At 50.6% G+C, this 17925-nt stretch carries 20 protein-coding genes and 1 pseudogene; 5 read left to right on the top strand and 16 right to left on the bottom strand.

Annotated features, from left to right (window positions below; translation table 11 throughout):
• Positions 1-51: 51 nt before the first annotated feature.
• Positions 52-258: a hypothetical protein gene (locus H6X83_RS12620; protein WP_212506813.1), complete on the top strand. Its 207-nt coding sequence runs from the start codon at positions 52-54 to the stop codon at positions 256-258.
• A gap of 38 nt (positions 259-296) precedes the next feature.
• On the opposite strand, the gene H6X83_RS12625 is transcribed toward H6X83_RS12620, so the two are convergent.
• The 6 genes and pseudogenes from H6X83_RS12625 to H6X83_RS12650 all read right to left on the bottom strand — a co-directional run bounded on the left by H6X83_RS12625 (position 297) and on the right by H6X83_RS12650 (position 5131).
• Positions 297-1049, bottom strand: coding sequence for an ABC transporter ATP-binding protein (locus tag H6X83_RS12625; protein WP_212506814.1), 753 nt, complete (start codon positions 1047-1049; stop codon positions 297-299).
• A complete protein-coding gene (locus tag H6X83_RS12630) occupies positions 1042-2073 on the bottom strand; it encodes a FecCD family ABC transporter permease (RefSeq protein ID WP_246419266.1) in 1032 nt (343 codons plus the stop codon). The genes H6X83_RS12625 and H6X83_RS12630 overlap by 8 nt, the downstream gene beginning before the upstream one ends.
• Entirely contained in the window at positions 2030-3031 is a 1002-nt protein-coding gene (locus H6X83_RS12635) for an ABC transporter substrate-binding protein (RefSeq protein WP_212506815.1), read from the bottom strand. Before H6X83_RS12635 ends, H6X83_RS12630 begins: the two co-directional genes overlap by 44 nt.
• Positions 3032-3190: 159 nt before the next feature.
• Positions 3191-3241, bottom strand: a pseudogene (locus H6X83_RS14830) (hypothetical protein); the annotation flags it as partial.
• Positions 3242-3273: 32 nt separating this feature from the next.
• Positions 3274-3999, bottom strand: coding sequence for a DDE-type integrase/transposase/recombinase (locus H6X83_RS12645; protein ID WP_212505907.1), 726 nt, complete (start codon positions 3997-3999; stop codon positions 3274-3276).
• Between the two features lie 196 nt (positions 4000-4195).
• A complete protein-coding gene (locus H6X83_RS12650) occupies positions 4196-5131 on the bottom strand; it encodes a 4Fe-4S binding protein (protein ID WP_212506816.1) in 936 nt (311 codons plus the stop codon).
• Positions 5132-5451: 320 nt separating this feature from the next.
• Here H6X83_RS12650 and H6X83_RS12655 point away from each other — a divergent pair, with 320 nt between their 5' ends.
• Both H6X83_RS12655 and H6X83_RS12660 read left to right on the top strand, forming a co-directional pair.
• Entirely contained in the window at positions 5452-6204 is a 753-nt protein-coding gene (locus H6X83_RS12655; RefSeq protein ID WP_212506817.1) for a precorrin-6A/cobalt-precorrin-6A reductase, read from the top strand.
• An 86-nt stretch (positions 6205-6290) separates the two neighbouring features.
• Positions 6291-7598, top strand: a complete 1308-nt coding sequence (locus H6X83_RS12660; protein ID WP_212506818.1) for a cobyrinic acid a,c-diamide synthase — start codon at positions 6291-6293, stop codon at positions 7596-7598.
• A 6-nt stretch (positions 7599-7604) separates the two neighbouring features.
• Here H6X83_RS12660 and nagZ read toward each other — a convergent pair whose 3' ends face one another.
• Positions 7605-8927: a beta-N-acetylhexosaminidase gene (gene nagZ / locus H6X83_RS12665; protein WP_212506819.1), complete on the bottom strand. Its 1323-nt coding sequence runs from the start codon at positions 8925-8927 to the stop codon at positions 7605-7607.
• A 155-nt stretch (positions 8928-9082) separates the two neighbouring features.
• Between nagZ and H6X83_RS14705 the strand changes: the two genes are divergently transcribed.
• Positions 9083-9211, top strand: a complete 129-nt coding sequence (locus H6X83_RS14705; protein WP_281390973.1) for a hypothetical protein — start codon at positions 9083-9085, stop codon at positions 9209-9211.
• A 23-nt stretch (positions 9212-9234) separates the two neighbouring features.
• On the opposite strand, the gene H6X83_RS12670 is transcribed toward H6X83_RS14705, so the two are convergent.
• The 4 genes from H6X83_RS12670 to H6X83_RS12685 all read right to left on the bottom strand — a co-directional run bounded on the left by H6X83_RS12670 (position 9235) and on the right by H6X83_RS12685 (position 12873).
• Positions 9235-10356 (bottom strand): hypothetical protein, encoded by a 1122-nt coding sequence (locus H6X83_RS12670; protein WP_212506820.1) that lies wholly within the window; start codon positions 10354-10356, stop codon positions 9235-9237.
• Between the two features lie 172 nt (positions 10357-10528).
• The gene (locus H6X83_RS12675; RefSeq protein ID WP_212506821.1) at positions 10529-11026 is read right to left on the bottom strand and encodes a putative ABC transporter permease; all 498 of its coding nucleotides are present in this window, start codon (positions 11024-11026) and stop codon (positions 10529-10531) included.
• A 192-nt stretch (positions 11027-11218) separates the two neighbouring features.
• Entirely contained in the window at positions 11219-12178 is a 960-nt protein-coding gene (locus H6X83_RS12680; RefSeq protein WP_212508590.1) for a glycoside hydrolase family 25 protein, read from the bottom strand.
• Positions 12179-12480: 302 nt separating this feature from the next.
• Positions 12481-12873, bottom strand: coding sequence for a pyridoxamine 5'-phosphate oxidase family protein (locus H6X83_RS12685; RefSeq protein WP_212506822.1), 393 nt, complete (start codon positions 12871-12873; stop codon positions 12481-12483).
• Positions 12874-13029: 156 nt separating this feature from the next.
• Between H6X83_RS12685 and H6X83_RS12690 the strand changes: the two genes are divergently transcribed.
• Positions 13030-13407, top strand: coding sequence for a winged helix-turn-helix transcriptional regulator (locus tag H6X83_RS12690; RefSeq protein WP_212506823.1), 378 nt, complete (start codon positions 13030-13032; stop codon positions 13405-13407).
• A gap of 9 nt (positions 13408-13416) precedes the next feature.
• Here the strand turns inward: H6X83_RS12690 and H6X83_RS12695 are convergent, their stop codons facing one another.
• The 5 genes from H6X83_RS12695 to H6X83_RS12715 form a co-directional block, all read right to left on the bottom strand.
• The gene (locus tag H6X83_RS12695; RefSeq protein WP_212506824.1) at positions 13417-14037 is read right to left on the bottom strand and encodes an HdeD family acid-resistance protein; all 621 of its coding nucleotides are present in this window, start codon (positions 14035-14037) and stop codon (positions 13417-13419) included.
• A gap of 221 nt (positions 14038-14258) precedes the next feature.
• The gene (locus tag H6X83_RS12700; RefSeq protein WP_212506825.1) at positions 14259-14411 is read right to left on the bottom strand and encodes a hypothetical protein; all 153 of its coding nucleotides are present in this window, start codon (positions 14409-14411) and stop codon (positions 14259-14261) included.
• A gap of 297 nt (positions 14412-14708) precedes the next feature.
• Positions 14709-15575 (bottom strand): hypothetical protein, encoded by an 867-nt coding sequence (locus H6X83_RS12705; protein WP_212506826.1) that lies wholly within the window; start codon positions 15573-15575, stop codon positions 14709-14711.
• Positions 15576-15738: 163 nt separating this feature from the next.
• The gene (locus tag H6X83_RS12710; RefSeq protein ID WP_212506827.1) at positions 15739-17586 is read right to left on the bottom strand and encodes a heavy metal translocating P-type ATPase; all 1848 of its coding nucleotides are present in this window, start codon (positions 17584-17586) and stop codon (positions 15739-15741) included.
• A gap of 55 nt (positions 17587-17641) precedes the next feature.
• Positions 17642-17863: a cation transporter gene (locus tag H6X83_RS12715; protein ID WP_212506828.1), complete on the bottom strand. Its 222-nt coding sequence runs from the start codon at positions 17861-17863 to the stop codon at positions 17642-17644.
• Positions 17864-17925 lie beyond the last annotated feature (62 nt).

Raw genomic sequence — 17925 nt, forward strand, 5'->3', positions numbered from 1 at the left:
AAAATTGTTTATCATACAACTTCTTTCCTGTTAAAATGGAGAAATAGCGCAATGAAAAACAAGAAAAAAATCATCAATAGACTTGTAATCATTTTACTTCTGCTCACAGCGTCTTTATCGGCCTGCCTGGCCTTCATTCCAAACTTAACCCCAAATATTTATGCTGCTCTGGAGCCTATCACATATCTTCTTTTCCCAGCACTCCTAACATTGTTTGCGGTACTTGTTTTTATTAAATTGTACTTTTTTAAAAAATAGCCAGCATGTTTTCACACAGCTGAAACATGTTGGCTGCTTTATTTATGTGTACAGTAATACGCACCGTCCGACGTCCGTTGTATCTTTACTTGAAACAGACGGTTTAAAATTTCACTTTGCAAAATTTCCTGCGGGGAACCTGTCATGCAGAGCTGCCCGCTGTCCATAACCATCAGCCTGTCACCATACTCCAGCGCATGCGGCAAGTCATGCAGCACCACAATGACTGTTTTTCCGCTGTGCTGCAAACTTCGTACCAGCTCCAGTATTTCATACTGGCGGCCAATATCCAAATATGTGGTCGGCTCATCCAGCAGGACAGTTTCTGTATCCTGCGCCATCACCATCGCGATGTACACCTTTTGCCGTTCACCGCCGGAAAGTTCCGCCACATTTTTTTCGCGCATTTCCCACACGCCTGCCCGGTGCATTGCATCCTCCGCCACTGCATAATCTTTTTCGCGCGGCTTACGGGACAACCCAAGGTACGGAAAGCGTCCGTGCAGCACAAAATCTGCCACCGGCAGATTCGGTATGCCCCGCACCTGCGGCAGCATGGAAACCCGCCGCGCATATTCTGTACGGCCAAAATCAGAAATTGCGCGGCCCTCCAACAGCACCTGCCCGCTTTCCGGCCGCAACAGGCGGGCGAGCACCCGCAGAAGCGTTGTTTTGCCGCAGCCGTTCGGGCCAACCAGAACCGTCACCTGCCCGCGTGCAAAGGTGCAGGATACATTTTGTACAACCAGTTTGCCGCCGTACCCCGCCGAAAGGTTTTTCAGTTCAATCATAAACACGCCCCCTGTGCTTTTTCTGCAGCAGCAAAACCAGAAAAAACGGCCCGCCAATCAAGGAAAGCAGGATACCGACCGGCACTTCATAGGGTGCAAAAAGTGTGCGTGCCAGCGTATCACACAGCGTTACAAAAGCAGCCCCCAGCAGCGCGGCGGCAGGCAGCACCACCCTGTGGTCACTGCCAAAAAGCCGCCGCACCACATGCGGCACCAAAAGACCGACAAAGCCAATCAGCCCGGAAAAGCTGACTGCCGCGCCCGCCAGCAGGCTGGCTGTAAGCAGTAGCACAAACCGTACCGCGTTAACGTGCATGCCAAGCGTCTGCGCAGTATCCTCCCCCAGTGCAAGCACATTCAGCTCCGGGCCAATCAAAAATGCAAGAACAAGCCCCACCAGAATATACCAACAGGCGGGTGTCAGGCTGCCCAGCGTGACACCAGAAAAGCCGCCAATCAAAAAGTTGTTCGCCCCCACCACAACGTCGGGGTATAGTGTCCGAATAGTATCAATGCCCGCTGAAAAAATGCCGCTGAATGCCACACCGGCAAGCACAATCGTTACGCGGGAAGCGCCGGTTTTCATGGCAGTCAGATAAATTAACATACTTGCGCAGAGTGCGCCCGCAAATGCGGCGGCAGGCATCGCTTCCGGTGCTGTCGGAAGCAGCACCGCCGCAAGCAGCGCAAACAGCCCCGCTCCACCGTTTACACCAATGATGTTTGGCCCGGCAAGCGCGTTATTGAGCACCCCTTGAATCAGCACCCCACTGACCGCCATGGCAAGCCCCGCCAACACCGGCGCCAGTGTGCGAGGCAAACGTACATACAGCAATATCCGTGCGGAAGCAGACTGCGGGTCCTGCAGGGTACGCAGAGCATCCAGCAGATCAAGCCGCGTGGAACCGATGCAAACGCTTAAAATCATAGCCGCTGCCAACAACAGGGTCAGCCCTGTGAACAGCAACGGCTTTTTGTGTTTACTTGAAAACATCCGGGTACAGCAGTTTTGCAAGGTAGGCATAGCTTTCCCCCCATTTCGCGTTTGGCTTGTAATGGAACAGCTCTTTTGGCAGCACCACGTAACGGTTATTCTTCACCGCGGAAAGCTGCGCCCACGCGGGATTGGCCTGAATCCCTTTTTTCAGTGCCGCCAATGCCTTTTCTTCGCTTTCGCCCATGACGGTCACAAAAATATAATCCGGGTCTTCCTTTACGATTTCCTCCATGCTCAAATCTTCCAGCAGGCTTTTCTTCCGGTCGGCGATATTGTCCGCGCCAAGGTCTTTCAGCACTGCACCGGCAAGGTCATCGGAATTCTTTGCTTTTGCGCCGGAAGAAAACGCGCGGATCAGCAGCGCCGTCGGTTTTTTATCTTTTGGCACCTTTGCAAGAATTTCTGTAATCTGTTTTTGCACAGAAGCGCCGTTTTTTTCATACAAATCCGGCCTGCCGGTGAGTGCGGTAAAACCTTTCATCATCTCCAGATACTGCTGATAAGTTTTAACCGAAAAATAGGCGTGCGGAATATTCAATTTTGTCAGCGAAGCGTCCAGCTTGACCTGCGCGGAAATCTCCGAAGAAAGAATCACAAAGTCCGGCTGCAGTGCCAGCACCTGCTCCAGATTCGGTTCTTTCACCGTACCAACTACTTTTACCGCACTGCCAAGGGACATTTTACGTTCCGATACGGCATCTTCGGTGGTACCGGCCAGTGTGCCGCCCGCCAGTGTCCAAGCTTCCGCAAAACTTCCGTACAGCGCTGCTACCCTTTTCGGTGCGGCGGGAATCGTCACCTTTCGCTTTTTTGCATCCGTAAAAGTCCAGCTGGCAGAAACCCAAGCGGATTTTGTGGAAGAACTCTTTTCAGAAATCACGGAAGCGGAAGACGGTGTCATGCTTTGGGAGGAAGCCGCCTGCCCACAGCCTGCAGGCAATAGAAATAGCAGCGCCAGTGCAGCGGAAATCAATTTCTTTTTCATGTATTTTCTACACCCCTTCTGTGTTTGTAAATGATGTGACCCAAGGAAGAAGGCAAGGCGATCGAGAGGGCTTTTCCATGCCAGAGTACGCATAGCCTTGTTGTTGCTCCATGATAAATGAGTTTCTAGCTTTTGATTAAGTTCATACACACTGGAAAATTTCTCCCAGTCGTAGAAATAGCGCTGGTCGTTACGATGGCTACGTTCCACTTTACCGTTATGCCACGGAGTGCGAGGTGGGATCAGCCTGTGTGCAATCCCTTTGTCTGCCAGAGCCTTTTCAAACGGACTTTTTCCGTCCGGCTAATGAATTTGTAAGTGAACTCAGTGCCATTGTCTGTCTGGATAGTTTGAATCGGGAAGGGGAACACCTTTAATAACCGACCGAGAAAGTCTGCGGAATTCTCGGGGGTATGCTCTTCATAGCCGAACACATACCGCAGCCGTGTGCATTCATCAATCGCTGTCCACTGGTACAGCCGTTTTCCGTCCCGTTTAGCGGCGCCTTTCAGGCAGCAATATGGAACCTCTTTCACATCTATTTGTACTTTTTCACCGGGCGTTGTCAATTCCGGATACCGCCGTGCCGCCGTCGAGGGACGTTTCCATTTCTTCCCCCAGCCTAAGCCCATACGGGTGGCGGCATGATACATACCACCAAAGCTCCGTGTGTAGCCATGCCCTTTCAGCAGTTCAGCATAGACTCCATCCCAGCCATACCGTGCGTATGCTTTGACGAACGCTTGCCGTATGGCTGCCTCTTCTGCCTCTGAATGTTGTCTGGGATGACTGTTCGGTCTGTGTGAACGCTCCTGCAATGACTGCCATGTCCCGTCGTACCGCTTGCTCCACCGCTTAACACTTGACAGGCTGACTCCGTATTTCCTGGCAGCCTCACTCTTGCCGTGCTTCTCCGCGTAGTCAACTACGCCTTGACGTACTCGTGCTTCCTGTGCTAATCTCTTCATGGGAAGTTTCTGTCCTCTCCTGTTGAATGGTTTGTGGTGAACTCATTCTAACATATGGAGGGCTTTGACTTCCTCTTTTTTGGGTCACATCATTTTAACCTATACAGTTTTCATGTATTTTCTACACCCCTGTATGAATCTATTGAAATTGAGAAGCGAAAACCGGCGCCGAAAAAGCGTCGATTTTCTGCATCCTTTACGGGCGTGTCTTCACCGGTGCCGCAAGGATGTCTTCCTTTCGATTGGGCAAGTCCTCACTAAACAACGCTTTTTCAAGACTTTCCGCGCCAAGGCGGTCAATCGCCATGCCCAGACGCTCTTTCTGATATGCATTCTCTTTAAACCAGAGCAGGGTTTTCTCCAGAATCGGGAAAACCTCCTCATGGGTTACAAGGCGGGAAAGCGGGGTACCCATACGCGTGTGTTTGCCCCAGGTCCCGCCGACATAAATCTGGAACCTTACCGGAGATTTCTTGGCGACCGCGCCGAACGGACACTTGCCGGTACAGACACCGCAGGTTTTGCAGAGTTCTTTGTTAATATGCATTTTGCCTTCCTGCAGTTTTGCGGCGTGCATGGGGCAGTGTTTTTCCACCTGACAGACTTTGCATCCCCGGCAGTTGTCCTTTTCATACAGCGGCACACGGTGCCCTTCTATGCCAAAATCATTAAGGCTCGGTTTCATACAGCTGTTTGGGCAGCCGCCGACCGCAATTTTAAACTTATGCGGCAGCTTTACATCTGCCCATCCAATGTAAAACGCATGGTAAAGTTCCTTTGCCATACCCTGTGTATCAAAATTTCCGTAAACACAGGTAGTCCCCTTGCATGCGGTAATCGGCCGAATTTTTGCGCCGGTTCCGCCAAACTTCAAGCCGCGCTCTCCCGCATAGGCAATCGCTTCATCAATTTTGTCGTAAGGAATGCCCACAATTTCTGCCGCAAGCCGGGTTGTAAAAACAATTTTTCCATTTCCGTATTTTTCGGCAATCTCAGAAACCGTTTTCAAATCTTCCGCAGAAAAAACAGTTCCCTCCGGCACAATTCTGCCGGAAAACACTTGGGTGCCGCGGTTCAGCAAAAAGCCCATGCCCTTTACGCGCGCGATGTCTTCTGCCCTCAATTTTGCCATTGCATTTTCTCCTTTAATCATTTGTCTTTTCCACAAAGTATTGTGTCTTTTAAGCAAATCCACCCATACAGATAGCGAAAAAAATCATTTTTCCGCAGGGTTCGTCTAGTTACAATAACATAAAATAAATTTTCCTGCAAGTCCTGTTGATTGACAGGTGCCAAAAGAACGTGTACACTATACAATTAGTTTTGAATGCTGGGTTTTTCACAATTTAAAACCGCTGCCTTTTTGTCTGCGGCAAAGCAGAAAGCAGCGCAGAAACTGCAGCATCAGTTTATGTTCGGCGGGGAAATGCCGCCGGGGGGATGAACAGAGCCATGAAACCAAAGCTGTTATTGTTTGCCGACAATGCGGAAGGACGCCGCCTTGCCGAGGTACTGCGCACCATGCCTTTGGAAGTTACCGCCTGCGTTGCTGCGGGCAGCAGCGAAACCACGCTTCCACAGGGCGTACATATTCACACCGGCAGCATGGATGAGCCAGCCATTTGCCACTTCCTGCAGCAGGAACATTTCGGATGGGTCATCGATGCCACTCATCCCTGTACCGCAGATGTCACCAAAGAAATCCGCACCGCCGCACGCTCGAGCGGTGTACCGTACCTGCGGCTGCTGCGCACCAAAAGTGCAAGTCAGCGCATTCGTTACGTTTCCAACACAGAGGAAGCCTCTGACCTGCTGCTGTGTACTGAGGGAAACCTGCTGCTTTCCATCTGCAGCGATGACATCCGCCGCTTTGCCAACTTGCCGCGCATGCGTGTTTTTGCCCACATACAGCCAACCTTTGCCTCCCTGCAGGCCTGCGAAGCTGCGCAGATTCCACGAAGCCACATCATTGCTGCGCAAAGCGCCCTCAGCAGAGAAGCCTACGCCGCTCTCTTCCGGCAGTTTCACATTCACTGGCTGATTGTCCGCGGAAACAGCCAAGAATCCGGGTTTGCAGAAAAAATGACTGCCGCTGAAGAAGCTGCAGTCAATGTGCTTGTAGTTGGTCAGCCAGTACAGGAAAGCGGCTACCGCTACGGTGAAATTCTGGAACTGCTTGCCACTGAACTTGGTGACAACCCGTAAGTTTAAACAAATCGACGAAGTTTTCCACCAAAATCTGTTTTTTGGTGGAAAACCTCTTTTTATTTTATTGAAAAGGAGTTTCTGCCATGCCTGCTTACCCACGCCTGCTGTTTGCCGCCGCACAGCCGGATATCTGCAAAACCGAACTGACCTGTGCGTTTCTGCAGGCAGCCGCTGACCGCGGCTTGCTTCCCACCGCTTTTCAGTGCGGTGCAGGCTGCGGCAGTTCTGCGCTGCATCAGCAGATTCCCGGCGTAAAAAGCCGGTGTCTTGACCATTTCCTGACAACGGAAGAAACGATGCAGTCCCTGCTGTACGCAGATGCCAGCAATAGTCAGCTGGCTGTACTGGAAGGCGGCAGCGGTTTTTTTGACGGAGCCGCAGGCTCAGACCTTTCCAGTGCCTGGGACATCGCCAGCATTACGCGAACGCCCGTTGTGCTCCTTTTGCGGCCGCAGGAGTCGGCTTTGACCCTTTCTGCACAAGTGCAGGGGCTGCTGCATTTCCGGCCAAAAAGCGGTATACAGGCACTGTTACTGTACTCCTGCTGTGCAGCACAGTACCAAGTCCTGGCAACGGTGCTTGAGAGAGAAACCGGTCTGCCCTGCGCCGGGTACCTGCCAAAAGCGGAAGGCAGCACTTCACAGGACAGAATTCAAGTTTTGGTGCAGCAGCTGGAACGCACGGCCAACATGACTCTGCTTCTGCAAATTGCCCAAAGCGCGGAGCCGCTGAGTCCCGCCCTACTGCCAAGCCAGCCCGTTACGCAGCAGGCTCCGCGCATTGCCGTTGCACAGGATGACGCTTTCTGCTGCCGCTTCGCGGAAAACCTTGAATTACTGGAGCACCTCGGCGCAGTGCTGATTCCTTTCAGCCCGCTTGCGGACTCCGTGCTGCCGCCCTGCGAAGCACTTTACCTTGGCGGCACCTTGCCGGAACAGTACGCCGACGCCCTTTCGCGCAACATTTCCATGCGGGAAAGCATCCGCCGAGTTGTGCTGGATGGCCTGCCGACCCTTGCAGAAGACGGCGGATTTTTGTATCTGGGACAGTCCATTGAAAACCGCAGCGGCACTTCCCGCGCAATGTGCGGTGTGCTGCCGGGCCGCAGCTTTCGCGGCAAAAGGCCGCAGGGCGGCTGCACACGTCTAACCGTTTGGCAGGACAATTTCCTTTGCGGCAAAGGTACCCATCTGCGGGTGTTTACCGCACCCGGCCAGGACACCGATGCACGCGGTGCAGATTTGCTGTTCCATACCGAAAACGGTTCCCAGTGGGCCTGCGGCTTTGCGCACGGCTCCGTTTTTGCCAGCTTTGCCCGCCTTTACTTTTTGAGCGAACCGGTACTGGCCGTTAACTTTGTGCAGGCCGCAGCGAAGAGAATCCGCCGGTAAAAACAGTCAGCTGATCTGTGCAACAACCTGTTGGTGCTCCTCACAGCCAAGCAGACTTTCGTCCCCCAGTTCTCTTTTGGAAAAGAGTTTATATTTCTTTTTCAGTGCTAAAATCCGCTTAACAGATTCCTCAATGCGTGACTGTGGAATGGTACCGTCCTGCACGGCTTTTCGTACAGCATTGTAGGCCGCCTGCGGGTCTTCGGGCATCAGCAGCATATCCGCACCAGCCTGCACCGCTCGCACCGCCGCCTCTCCGGATGTATAGTTGTCTGCCACCGCGCCCATATTCAGCGCGTCGGTAATAATGACACCGGAAAAGCCCAGTTCCTCCCGCAACAGTCCTTGCAGCACTTTTTTTGACATGGAAGCCGGGGTGTTGTCGCCGTTGATTTTCGGCAGGCTGATGTGCGCCGCCATAATCATTTCCGCACCGGCTTTTATCTGTGCTTCAAACGGCACCAATTCTGTTTTTTGCAGCTGTTCCAATGTTTTGTTTACCACCGCATATCCTTCGTGGGTGTCTGCCTCGGTATCCCCATGGCCGGGAAAATGCTTGCATACCGGAATGACTCCCTGCCCGCGAATGCCTGCGCTGACCGCTGTGGAAAATACCGCCGCCTGCTGTGGGTCACTGGAAAATGCACGCGTGCCGATTACTGTGTTATTGAGATTTGAAAAGACATCACAATCCGGTGCAAAGTCAAGATTAAAGCCAAAAACGCTCAGTTCGCTCGCCAGCACACCGCCCACCTGCTTTGCAAGCGCCGTGCTGCCGGTCTGTCCGACCCGCCACATGGAGGGAACCACGGTAGCAGGAATCAGCTCCGTTTCCGTAACACGCTGCACTGCGCCGCCCTCCTGGTCAATGCCGACAAACGGCGGTGTTTTGCAGTCCTGCTGCATATTTTGAATGAGCCGGCGCACCTGCGCAGTTGTATGGATATTTTCTCCAAACAGAACGATACCGCCTGGCTGAATGGCTTGTATGGTGTTTTTCACTGTATCATTGTAAGTAAAAAGATTGGTTCCGTCCGTATCCTTGCGAAAGCAAAGGAAAAACAGCTGTCCAACTTTCTGCGAAAGCGTCATGTTGTCAAGTTCCGTTTGTTCCTCTGTCTGTGAAGAAGCGGCTGATGCTTCACTGGATACCGCCTGCAACACGGCAGAAGATGAAGCTTTCTCACTCCGCGCAGCGGAGACCGGCGGTTGTTTGGATGACGCATGTTGCTCCGAAATCTGTGATGCTGTGGTCTGCCGTGCGCCGCAGCCGGTCAGCAGGCACAGCAGCAGTGCCGCACAAACTGCACTTTTTGTTGTCTGTTTCATGTTTTTCCTCCGCAAATAGCTCTGATAACTTTAGTATAGGCGTTTTTCGCGAAAGCGGCAAGCTGCTTGTTATAAATTTGTTAATGCTTCTGAAAAGAGTATTGCATAAAATAGAAATAAAAGTTTACCCCGCAATCTAGTAAGGAGGCCCCCCTATGAAAAAAATTTTAATGGCTGTATTCCTGTTTTTTACCTTTCTAATTGGTCTGTGGAAACTGCTGATTGGCTGTAAGCACGTCCGGCTGATTTCTGATATTTCCGAATTTCCGCCAAAAAAGCGGTAACTCCATTCAAAACTCTTTGCCGTTCAGGCAATATCGGCCGCACGTTTCAGCAGCAGCAAATCTGCGGCAGTCAGCTCCGGCTGTGAATCTGCCGCAATGTCACCTGAAGGCTGCGTCATGTCTGCTGCGTAAGCTGTCAGCCCACTCAGTGGTGCCCCGCCTGCCACACAGCTGCGCAGCAGGCTGTATGAAGCTTGATTCGGACGGCCGCCGCCGCACAAATCACCGGGGATGACCAGCTGCACCGTTTCCACTTTGCCCTCGCGGCGGTCCTGCAGCACGTCCCCAGTCGTCAGCGAACCGGTCTTGCGCTCCACACCTTTGGAAGTAAAGACCTGCACTGTTTCCTGCCCGGCAATCTGCTGAGGGTGCAGTTCCAAAACCATCTGCTGCAGTTCTGCCACCGTTAACGGTCCGCTGCAGCGGTAAATCCGGTTTATCTGCTGCGGTGTGCTTGCCGCAGAACTAACCGAAGCAGTTGAACTTTCCTGTCTGCTCTCCGGCTGCACCTGTGATTCGGGTGCACTGCTTTCTTCAGAAGATACCATTGAATTTGGCTGGCTTTCCGATTTGCTTTCAGGAATGCTCTCCTGTGACGAAGCAGATGCAGTGTTTGCTTGCTGAACCGCCGCCTGACTGTTCCAAATTACATTGGCGGAAGAAGTCTCTGCTATGCAGAACGCCTCGCCGCCTGTTTCCTGTATGCGGTAAACCTCCCCACTGCCTTGGCCCATACGGCAGCAAATATATAAGATTTTCCCTGTGGGGTCAACTCCCGCTTCCAGAGATACGTTTTCCGCGCTAAAAGGCATTGGAAAGGTACCGCAAACCAGCTCTTTGCTTCCCTGACGATAGAAATCCACATACAGCCCGTCATCGCGGTATAGCAGCACAAAAATCGTACTGCTGGTCTGCTCCAAACAGGCCGCACGCAGGCTGCCTGTAAAACTGACACATTGCCCGCCAGTCTGCAGTACCGTGCTGTCTTTCACAACTGTAAAAGAGATATCATGGTTAATTGTCCACTGCTGTGCTGCGCTTTCGGCTTTGCCGGGTGTACAGGTAAGCAAAGCAGCCATCAGCGTCAGAATTAGCAGCACTGCCGTACTAGGGAACAACATTTTCTTATTTCTTCTGTTTTTCATGCAATTCACTCCACGTGTTGGTCTTTCTGTCAAAATTCGTCATATTTCTTACAGTATATTCTTTGTTTTCCGTTCCTTAGTAGGGAACGTGAATATCCTTCACGCAAAAAAGGAAAACCAAAACGGCACAAATTCCGCTTTGGTTTTCCTTTTTCTGTATAATCTTCTGTTTTCAGAGCAGTTTATAGTGTGGACGCTCCTCCCCAAAAAGCAGCCACGCCAGTACGTCATAAAGAAGAATTGCACACAGCCCCACCATGCACCAGCCAAGTGATGCAATCAGTGAAACCTGTCCCCACAGGTTGTAAGGCTGGTTGGAGTAGTCCCAGACGCGCATGTGCAAAGCTAAATTTACCACACAGCCCGCCAAGAACTCACCTCCGGTAATGGTAAGCCCCGCCAGTACCGCCTGCGAAATCAGCGACCACTTCTCTTTTTTTTGCCTGCACTCCGTGCCAATCAGCAAAAACAAAGTGCCGCCCACCAAAAACATTGTCCAGTGCGTCCAGCCTCGCCACGCAACCTCCAACAGGCAGTAAAGACCTCCTCCCATCAGCCACATTCCCCAATACTCCAGTGCCACACTGCTCTTTTCCTGCAGCACTGTCTGTTCCGACGCCACAACAACGCCGACCGTCATACCGTTTTTTTCAGTATTCTCCATTGCCATGTCTGCACCCTCTTTTCCCTGACAAATGTGTGTAGGTCTCTCCTACCCGCACACGCTGTCCGGTTTTTTCCCTGCCCCCTTAGTATGGGGTGCAAAGCACTTTCTTATTACCGAAAAGCTACAGGTTAAATACGGAAAAAGTCTGCCCGCGCCACTGCGGACAGACTTTTATTTTGCAGATTTTTCAGTTTTTTACTGTACCTTATACACAAAGCGCTTGCACGGGTCTTCCCCTGCAATTTCTGTATAAATACCGCTTTCTCCTTTGCCGAACCCCACCAAATTGCACAGCCAGATATTTTCTCCGGCAGAGGTGACTGGGCAGATACAAACCACACCGTCTGTTCCCGCGCGAATGACTGGGCGCTCGCTGCAGGTCATCTTCACAGTGTAACAGACACCTGCGGGTTTGGTGACATCCATTGTCGTATCAATTATGCATTTTGTCCAAACGACTCCACCGGTTGCGGCGGAAGCTGCTTTCTGCACTTTTCCCCCTCCTTCCTTTATCCAGTTGTTCAGGCCCTCTTTGCGCACCAAAAGGGGATAATTCTCATAAGAAATATTCGTGTCGCAGCCCGAACCGGGAATATTGGCACCCGGCCAACGTCCGCCGGTCTCCGGGAAAGAATCCTGCCACACTCCGCATACATTGTCGGGCTGCTCCACACCGGGCCTTGCGTACCAAAAGTGATACTCCTGCAGTTCACCGGGGTAAATATAATTTGTGTACCAATCCTTATTTACATAATATCCCGCCAAATAGCCAGCGTTTTTCAGTCCCTGGCACACGGTTTTAATGATGTCGGTCAGCACCCGCCTGCTGGGCATTCCGTTTTCCTTTTTGTAGCTGTCCGCATCCTCCATGTCCAGATAGATTGGAAACTGTGGTTTGCAGCCCTTTACCAGCCGCAGAATGTGTGCCAACTCACTTTTGGCATCCTCCACAGTCAGCGCGTAACTGTACAAATAAACCCCGTACGGAATGGAAAGTCTTTCACACTCCTGCACGTTGCGTACATAGGTCGGGTCGTCCTGACTCTGCAGGTCACTGCCGTAGCCGCAGCGCAAAACGGCAAACTGCAAACCGGCGTTTTTCGCCATCTGCCAGTCAACCGTACCGTTATGCTCACTTACATCGATTCCTTTCATATCAGTCACCTCTTTCGCCCTCCCCGTAAATTATGCGAAAAATTAGCCGTTGGCGACTAATGCTTCCCGGCAGGCACGAAAAAGCCGCTCCGGCAAACTGCGCCCAAGCGGCTTTGTTAATAACATAAATTTTTGTGTACCAAGTCAAGGCCCTGGACTTGCAGCCCAGACCTGCTTCTCATGCTGCTAAAATCAAGAGCAGCTCGCGGCGGGCTTTGCCCCCGCACCCCTAGTCGCTTTCTAAGAAAGCGACGGAAAGTAACTTATCAACATTTTGTCTGGCTTCTGTGCATTTCTTATGTTCACTGAATGACAATCGGCTCTGCGGTCATGGAATACTTGGTACAGACACCATTCTCAAGGCACAGCACCTCAAAAATTTTATCCCCAAGCTTGTAAAGATTGCTGGGGCCGGTGGGATCCGCCAGCATTTCCGCACGCGCTTCGTCACGGTCATCGCGCACCAGCTTGGCTGTTACACGAATCCACGAGCCGTCTTTTTGCATGCCGCTGATTTCCACCTTCGGATTCTTAATCATCTGCGCATAGCACTTTTTCTGGTTGTTGGTACAGATATACGGTTTGCCGTCAATTTCGGTGACACTGCTGAACGGACGCACGCGGGGCTGGTCGCCGTCCTCTGTTGCCACAAAAAATGTACCGGTTTTTTTCAGTTCCTCTACGATTTTGTTCATGCTGCATTTCCTCCTGTTGCTGATAATATTCAATGTTTTTAAATGCTTGCGATTGTCAGCCTGTAGGTATATAATAAGCCTATTCGTATCTATTGTAAAGTAAGCACTTTTTTGTGCTGTAGTATCTTTTTGGATACTAAAGAGGAGGAATCTGCCATGCTTTATCGGAAAGAACTGCCCGCCTGCCCAGTGGAAACCACCCTGACCCTCATCAGCGACCGCTGGAAAGTCCTGATTTTAAACCACCTGATGGCCGGAACCAAACGCTTTGGCGAGCTGAAAAAAGAAATCGGCAAGGTCACACAGAAAGTTTTGACTGCAAACCTGCGCGATATGGAAGCAAGCGGTCTGCTGACACGCAAAGTTTACGCGGAAGTGCCGCCCCGCGTGGAATACACCCTGACGGACCTTGGCAGAAGCTTAAAACCTGTTCTGGATGCCATGGCTGCCTGGGGAAAGCATTATCAAGCAGAAAACGCAAAACTGCCGTCTGCGGAAACAGCATCCGCAGACGACAGTCAAAAAGCCTGCTGAGTTTCAGGGTTACTCCCCATACTCTTCCGGCTGGAATTCTTCTGTATCTTCCATTGAGTTTTTTAAAATCTGATTTTCGTAAACACGGTGTGCGTAGCGCAGGAACAGCACCACGGCAATGTTCAGCACACCGTCCGCAATTAGGACCACATAAGTAAAGGTCAGCCTGTCCTGATCTTTTCCAAAAGGATTCGCCAGCGCAGTCATGGCAAGCACGATGCTGATTCCCGCGGCCACCAGCACTGCCCACCACTTTTTCTCCTGCAGGCGCAGAAGGTCAGTGGAATACTGCAGCTTAACCAAACTGTCCCCCAGCACCAGCAGCGCGAGAATTTGACTGAACGCAAATGCAACTTCTCCGGTGCGCATCAATGCAAAAACGCCCAACAAAATACACGCCGCTCCGCCCGCAAACTCAAAATGCCCGGGAGTCAGGTAGCGCTTGCGCAGAAAGTAGGCAAAAATCAGTACAATCCCGACAATAATCAGCAGTATACCCATCGCTTGGCAAAGCGCCGGCAGAGAAACCTGCGGAAACAGCAGCAGCAGCACACCGCCCGCAATATATGCAACGGAAATGCAGACCAGCATAATCCATGTGCTTTCAAATGTTTTTTCTTTCTGTTCCATATCTTTCTCCTTTTGCACCGCTGTGGCCATCTCTGCCAGTGCCCCTTGTCCATTGTTTCTTTATTATATAGCTTTGGCAGAAAAATTGGTAGTTACGATTAAAATTTTGAGAAAAGTTTTTTCTACCTATTCATAAAAATACAAAAAGAGCCTGTGAAAACACAGGCTCTGAAAAATGGAAATGTAAAAATGAATTTATAGCAACGGGAGCGTTGGTTTGATTAATGCCGACCGCATACCAGCGTAAGCGTCCATATCGCGGAAACAGCACCGCACACAAAACCCGCACCCAGAAAATAATGTGCCTTTCGTTTTTGTTCCTTCACACGGTGTGCATACCAAAAAAGCGGGATTTGCAGGATGACTGCTGCCAATTGTATTCCGCCGTTCCAAATTAAACTTGCACTCCAGTTTGGTGCTACCGATGAACCGGGCGTATCCGTTAGTCCAGGACCAATCCCGAACAGTCCAACCAAAAGGGAATAGATACAAGGCAAAACAGCAAATAAACTGAGAAGCACACCAACTACCCAAAACACTTTTCTGTCTTTCGCAAAATAAACTGCAAACAGTGTAGGTTCCGCAAAGGCGGCAATGCATGGGAAAAGAAACAGCAAGAATATAAATAAAGAGTACAAACAAGCACCTTCTTTTCAAGTGAAAATGTCAAATTAACCTACAAACGAAGTGCCGATTTTTATTTGTACCCGGTACGGTACAATCACTCCGCCCTGTTGTGCATATGCCGCTATGTTATTCATGATAGTAGCCGCACCTTCAGAACCCCATGAAGGGTCAAAATCGTATGTATCAGAAAAAGTTATAAATAAGTTCCAATTACCCACACTGTTTTTACTGCCCGACTCTACAAAATTAACTTGGTTCAACGCTAAATGCAAATCTTCGGTACTATTCAATATGGTGGATTGATTTCCTGAAGAATACTTTGAAAAGTGCATTCTTTTTACATAATTTACATAATTTACATAATTTGTTACCAAGTTTCTGCATTCCCTTGAGCCCTTAACCTCTCCAGCAAATGCAGTGCTTGGCGCATAATATAAATTGGATGGATTGTCCTGTAAAGAATGCTGTAAAAATGCAACTGCCATGGGATCCCTTGATTTAAGTTGATCAGCCAAATTCCAAATTGCAGACCTTGCTGCCGAAATTGCCACATTTGCTTTCGCTTCAGCAGTATTGGGAATAACACCTTTATCAACTTCATGCTGTGCAAAATTGTTAATTTGTACTTTAATCGTATCGGGGGCTACGTTTTCATTCAATTGTGCATCTAAATCTGGCAGACCTTGTTCAACACAATATTCCTCATACTTCTTTCCTAATTGAGAGAATGTCATATGTGTTGTTTTATCAATAAAATTTTCAGTTAAAGAACTGTCATCTGTCACTTGATTGTAAATAACACCATCTGTGATTATCTGATTACTCATTGCCGCACTTGCAGGTGCAGCCATACTGGTAACAATTAAGAATGCAGCAATTACAGCTGCTACATGAATGTTACATTTTTTCATATTAACATTTCCTATAGAATATAGAATAATTTGTAATAATATTTTAGCATTTAATCCTTTATTTGTCAACTGCTTTTATTATTTTGATTATTGTGTAGAAGTGCCGAAAATTAGATGATTTAGCGTTTTGAAGTACAACTTCATCTGCTTTTTCCTTTGGCTTTTATTTCGCCGCATGCAGTGCGCGCGTAGCGTTGAGAATTGCAATGACAGACACGCCAACGTCGGCAAAAACTGCCGCCCACATATTCGCAAGGCCCAGCGCCGAAAGCACCAGAACCAGCAGCTTGACTGCAAGCGCAAACACAATGTTCTGGCGCACAATCCGCAGTGTTCTGCGGGAAATGCCCACCGCTGCCGCCAGCTTCGCGGGCTTGTCGTCCATTAGTACGATGTCCGCCGCTTCAATTGCCGCATCACTGCCCAGCGCGCCCATGGCAACACCAACATCCGCACGCGCCAGCACCGGTGCGTCATTGATACCGTCACCCATAAAAACCAGACTGCCGGTTTTTTCCTGCATCAGTTTTTCCACCGCATCCACCTTGTCGCCGGGCAGCAGCTCCGCATGAACCTCATCCACACCGAGCTGCTTTGCCACCGCCTGCGCAACCGCGCGGCTGTCGCCGGTCAGCATAACGGTACGCTTGACGCCCTCTGCTTTCAGGTGTGCAATGGCTTCCTTTGCATCCGGCTTTACCTCATCGGAAATCAGCAGGCAGCCGAGATAAACCCCATCCGCCGCAACGTGCACGACTGTACCGGGCAGCGTCACTTCTTCATACGGAATTCCTGCCTGTTTCATCAATTTTCCGTTGCCCGCAAGCACCGTACGACCATCCACAACCGCCTTTACACCGTGGCCCGCAATTTCCTCCACATTCGTGACACGGGCCGGTGCAAGTTCCCCGCCGTACGCCGCGCGCAAAGACTGTGAAATCGGGTGGTTGCTGCTGCTTTCCGCAAGAGCGGCGGTTTCCAGCAGCTGTTCCTTGCTTACACTGCCCTGCGGCGCCATCTGCGTTACACGGAATGTTCCTTTTGTCAGCGTGCCGGTTTTATCAAACACAACCACTTCTGTATCCGCCAGCGTTTCCATGTAGTTGCCGCCCTTGATTAAAATGCCGCTGCGGGAGGCGCCACCGATTCCGCCGAAGAAGCTAAGCGGCACCGAAATGACCAGCGCGCAGGGGCAGGAAACGACCAGAAAATTTAATGCACGCATAAGCCAGTTCTGAAAAGACTCATGCAGCATCAGCGGCGGCAGAACCGCCAGCGCCACAGCCGCAAAAACAACGATTGGCGTGTACCACCGTGCAAACCTTGTAATAAAGTTTTCCGCTTTTGCTTTTTTGCTGCTCGCATTTTCCACCAAATCCAGAATCTTTGCTACCGTAGATTCGCCGAATTCTTTTGTTACGGAAATGCGCAACACGCCGCTCTGGTTGATACATCCGCTCATAGCTTGTGCGCCCGCGGAAATTTCACGCGGAACGCTTTCGCCGGTCAGTGCGGAGGTGTCCACCATGCTGTGTCCCTCCAGCACCGTACCGTCCAACGGGATGCGCTCGCCGGGCTTTACCACAATCACGCTGCCAACCGGAACCTCCTCCGGATCAACGACAGCCACAGAACCGTCCGCATCTTCCAGATTTGCGCTGTCCGGACGAATATCCATCAGTTTGCTGATGCTTTTGCGGGAACGCCCAACGGCGTAGCTTTGGAACAGCTCCCCCACCTGATAAAACAACATGACAGCGACTGCTTCCGGGTACTCCCCAACTGCCAGCGCGCCAATCGTTGCAATACACATCAGAAAGTTTTCATCAAACACCTGCCCGTGTGCAATATTGCGCACAGCCTTCCACAGCACATCATACCCCACCAGCAGGTACGGCACCAGAAACAATACAAATTTCAGCACACCCGCCACGGGCAGCAGCACACACACAACCAGCAGCCCCGCTGCCAGCAGAATACGGAAAAGCGTTCGTTTTTGTTTTGCAGTCATGATTTTTCCTCATTTCTCAGTCGCAGATTTTGAAAAGTCGGAAACCGGGTAAGTTTTACTTCACGACAATCGTGCAGTCCGGTTCAATTTTTTTGCAGACCTTTGCAGCCTGCTTTACAATCTCGTCGAAGCGGTCATCCGCCGCGTCCAACGTCATTTTCTGGGAAAGGAAGCTGACTGTGGCGCTGTTTACGCCGTCGATTTTGTTAATGGCTTCTTCCATTTTCGCCGCACAGTTTGCGCAGTCCAGATCCTGTAATTGAAAACGTTTTTTCATGATGCTGGCCTCCTGTAAATTGTTTTGAGTTTTGGTTCTTTCATTATTTTTCGTCGCTTGCG

This window comes from Caproicibacterium amylolyticum (assembly GCF_014467055.1).
GTDB lineage: Bacteria > Bacillota > Clostridia > Oscillospirales > Acutalibacteraceae > Caproicibacterium > Caproicibacterium amylolyticum.

What these genes read in the sequence shown, in the direction of transcription:
- H6X83_RS12685 (WP_212506822.1), bottom strand. Translation starts at nt 12,873, where the DNA reads ATGAACAAAATCGTAGAGGAACTGAAAAAAACCGGTACATTTTTTGTG.
- H6X83_RS12710 (WP_212506827.1), bottom strand. Translation starts at nt 17,586, where the DNA reads ATGACTGCAAAACAAAAACGAACGCTTTTCCGTATTCTGCTGGCAGCG.
- H6X83_RS12695 (WP_212506824.1), bottom strand. Translation starts at nt 14,037, where the DNA reads ATGGAACAGAAAGAAAAAACATTTGAAAGCACATGGATTATGCTGGTC.
- H6X83_RS12715 (WP_212506828.1), bottom strand. Translation starts at nt 17,863, where the DNA reads ATGAAAAAACGTTTTCAATTACAGGATCTGGACTGCGCAAACTGTGCG.
- H6X83_RS12630 (WP_246419266.1), bottom strand. Translation starts at nt 2,073, where the DNA reads ATGCCTACCTTGCAAAACTGCTGTACCCGGATGTTTTCAAGTAAACAC.
- H6X83_RS12670 (WP_212506820.1), bottom strand. Translation starts at nt 10,356, where the DNA reads ATGAAAAACAGAAGAAATAAGAAAATGTTGTTCCCTAGTACGGCAGTG.
- H6X83_RS12625 (WP_212506814.1), bottom strand. Translation starts at nt 1,049, where the DNA reads ATGATTGAACTGAAAAACCTTTCGGCGGGGTACGGCGGCAAACTGGTT.
- H6X83_RS12660 (WP_212506818.1), top strand. Translation starts at nt 6,291, where the DNA reads ATGCCTGCTTACCCACGCCTGCTGTTTGCCGCCGCACAGCCGGATATC.
- H6X83_RS12635 (WP_212506815.1), bottom strand. Translation starts at nt 3,031, where the DNA reads ATGAAAAAGAAATTGATTTCCGCTGCACTGGCGCTGCTATTTCTATTG.
- H6X83_RS14705 (WP_281390973.1), top strand. Translation starts at nt 9,083, where the DNA reads ATGAAAAAAATTTTAATGGCTGTATTCCTGTTTTTTACCTTTCTAATT.
- nagZ (WP_212506819.1), bottom strand. Translation starts at nt 8,927, where the DNA reads ATGAAACAGACAACAAAAAGTGCAGTTTGTGCGGCACTGCTGCTGTGC.
- H6X83_RS12705 (WP_212506826.1), bottom strand. Translation starts at nt 15,575, where the DNA reads ATGAAAAAATGTAACATTCATGTAGCAGCTGTAATTGCTGCATTCTTA.
- H6X83_RS12675 (WP_212506821.1), bottom strand. Translation starts at nt 11,026, where the DNA reads ATGGCAATGGAGAATACTGAAAAAAACGGTATGACGGTCGGCGTTGTT.
- H6X83_RS12650 (WP_212506816.1), bottom strand. Translation starts at nt 5,131, where the DNA reads ATGGCAAAATTGAGGGCAGAAGACATCGCGCGCGTAAAGGGCATGGGC.
- H6X83_RS12655 (WP_212506817.1), top strand. Translation starts at nt 5,452, where the DNA reads ATGAAACCAAAGCTGTTATTGTTTGCCGACAATGCGGAAGGACGCCGC.
- H6X83_RS12620 (WP_212506813.1), top strand. Translation starts at nt 52, where the DNA reads ATGAAAAACAAGAAAAAAATCATCAATAGACTTGTAATCATTTTACTT.
- H6X83_RS12690 (WP_212506823.1), top strand. Translation starts at nt 13,030, where the DNA reads ATGCTTTATCGGAAAGAACTGCCCGCCTGCCCAGTGGAAACCACCCTG.
- H6X83_RS12680 (WP_212508590.1), bottom strand. Translation starts at nt 12,178, where the DNA reads ATGAAAGGAATCGATGTAAGTGAGCATAACGGTACGGTTGACTGGCAG.
- H6X83_RS12645 (WP_212505907.1), bottom strand. Translation starts at nt 3,999, where the DNA reads ATGAAGAGATTAGCACAGGAAGCACGAGTACGTCAAGGCGTAGTTGAC.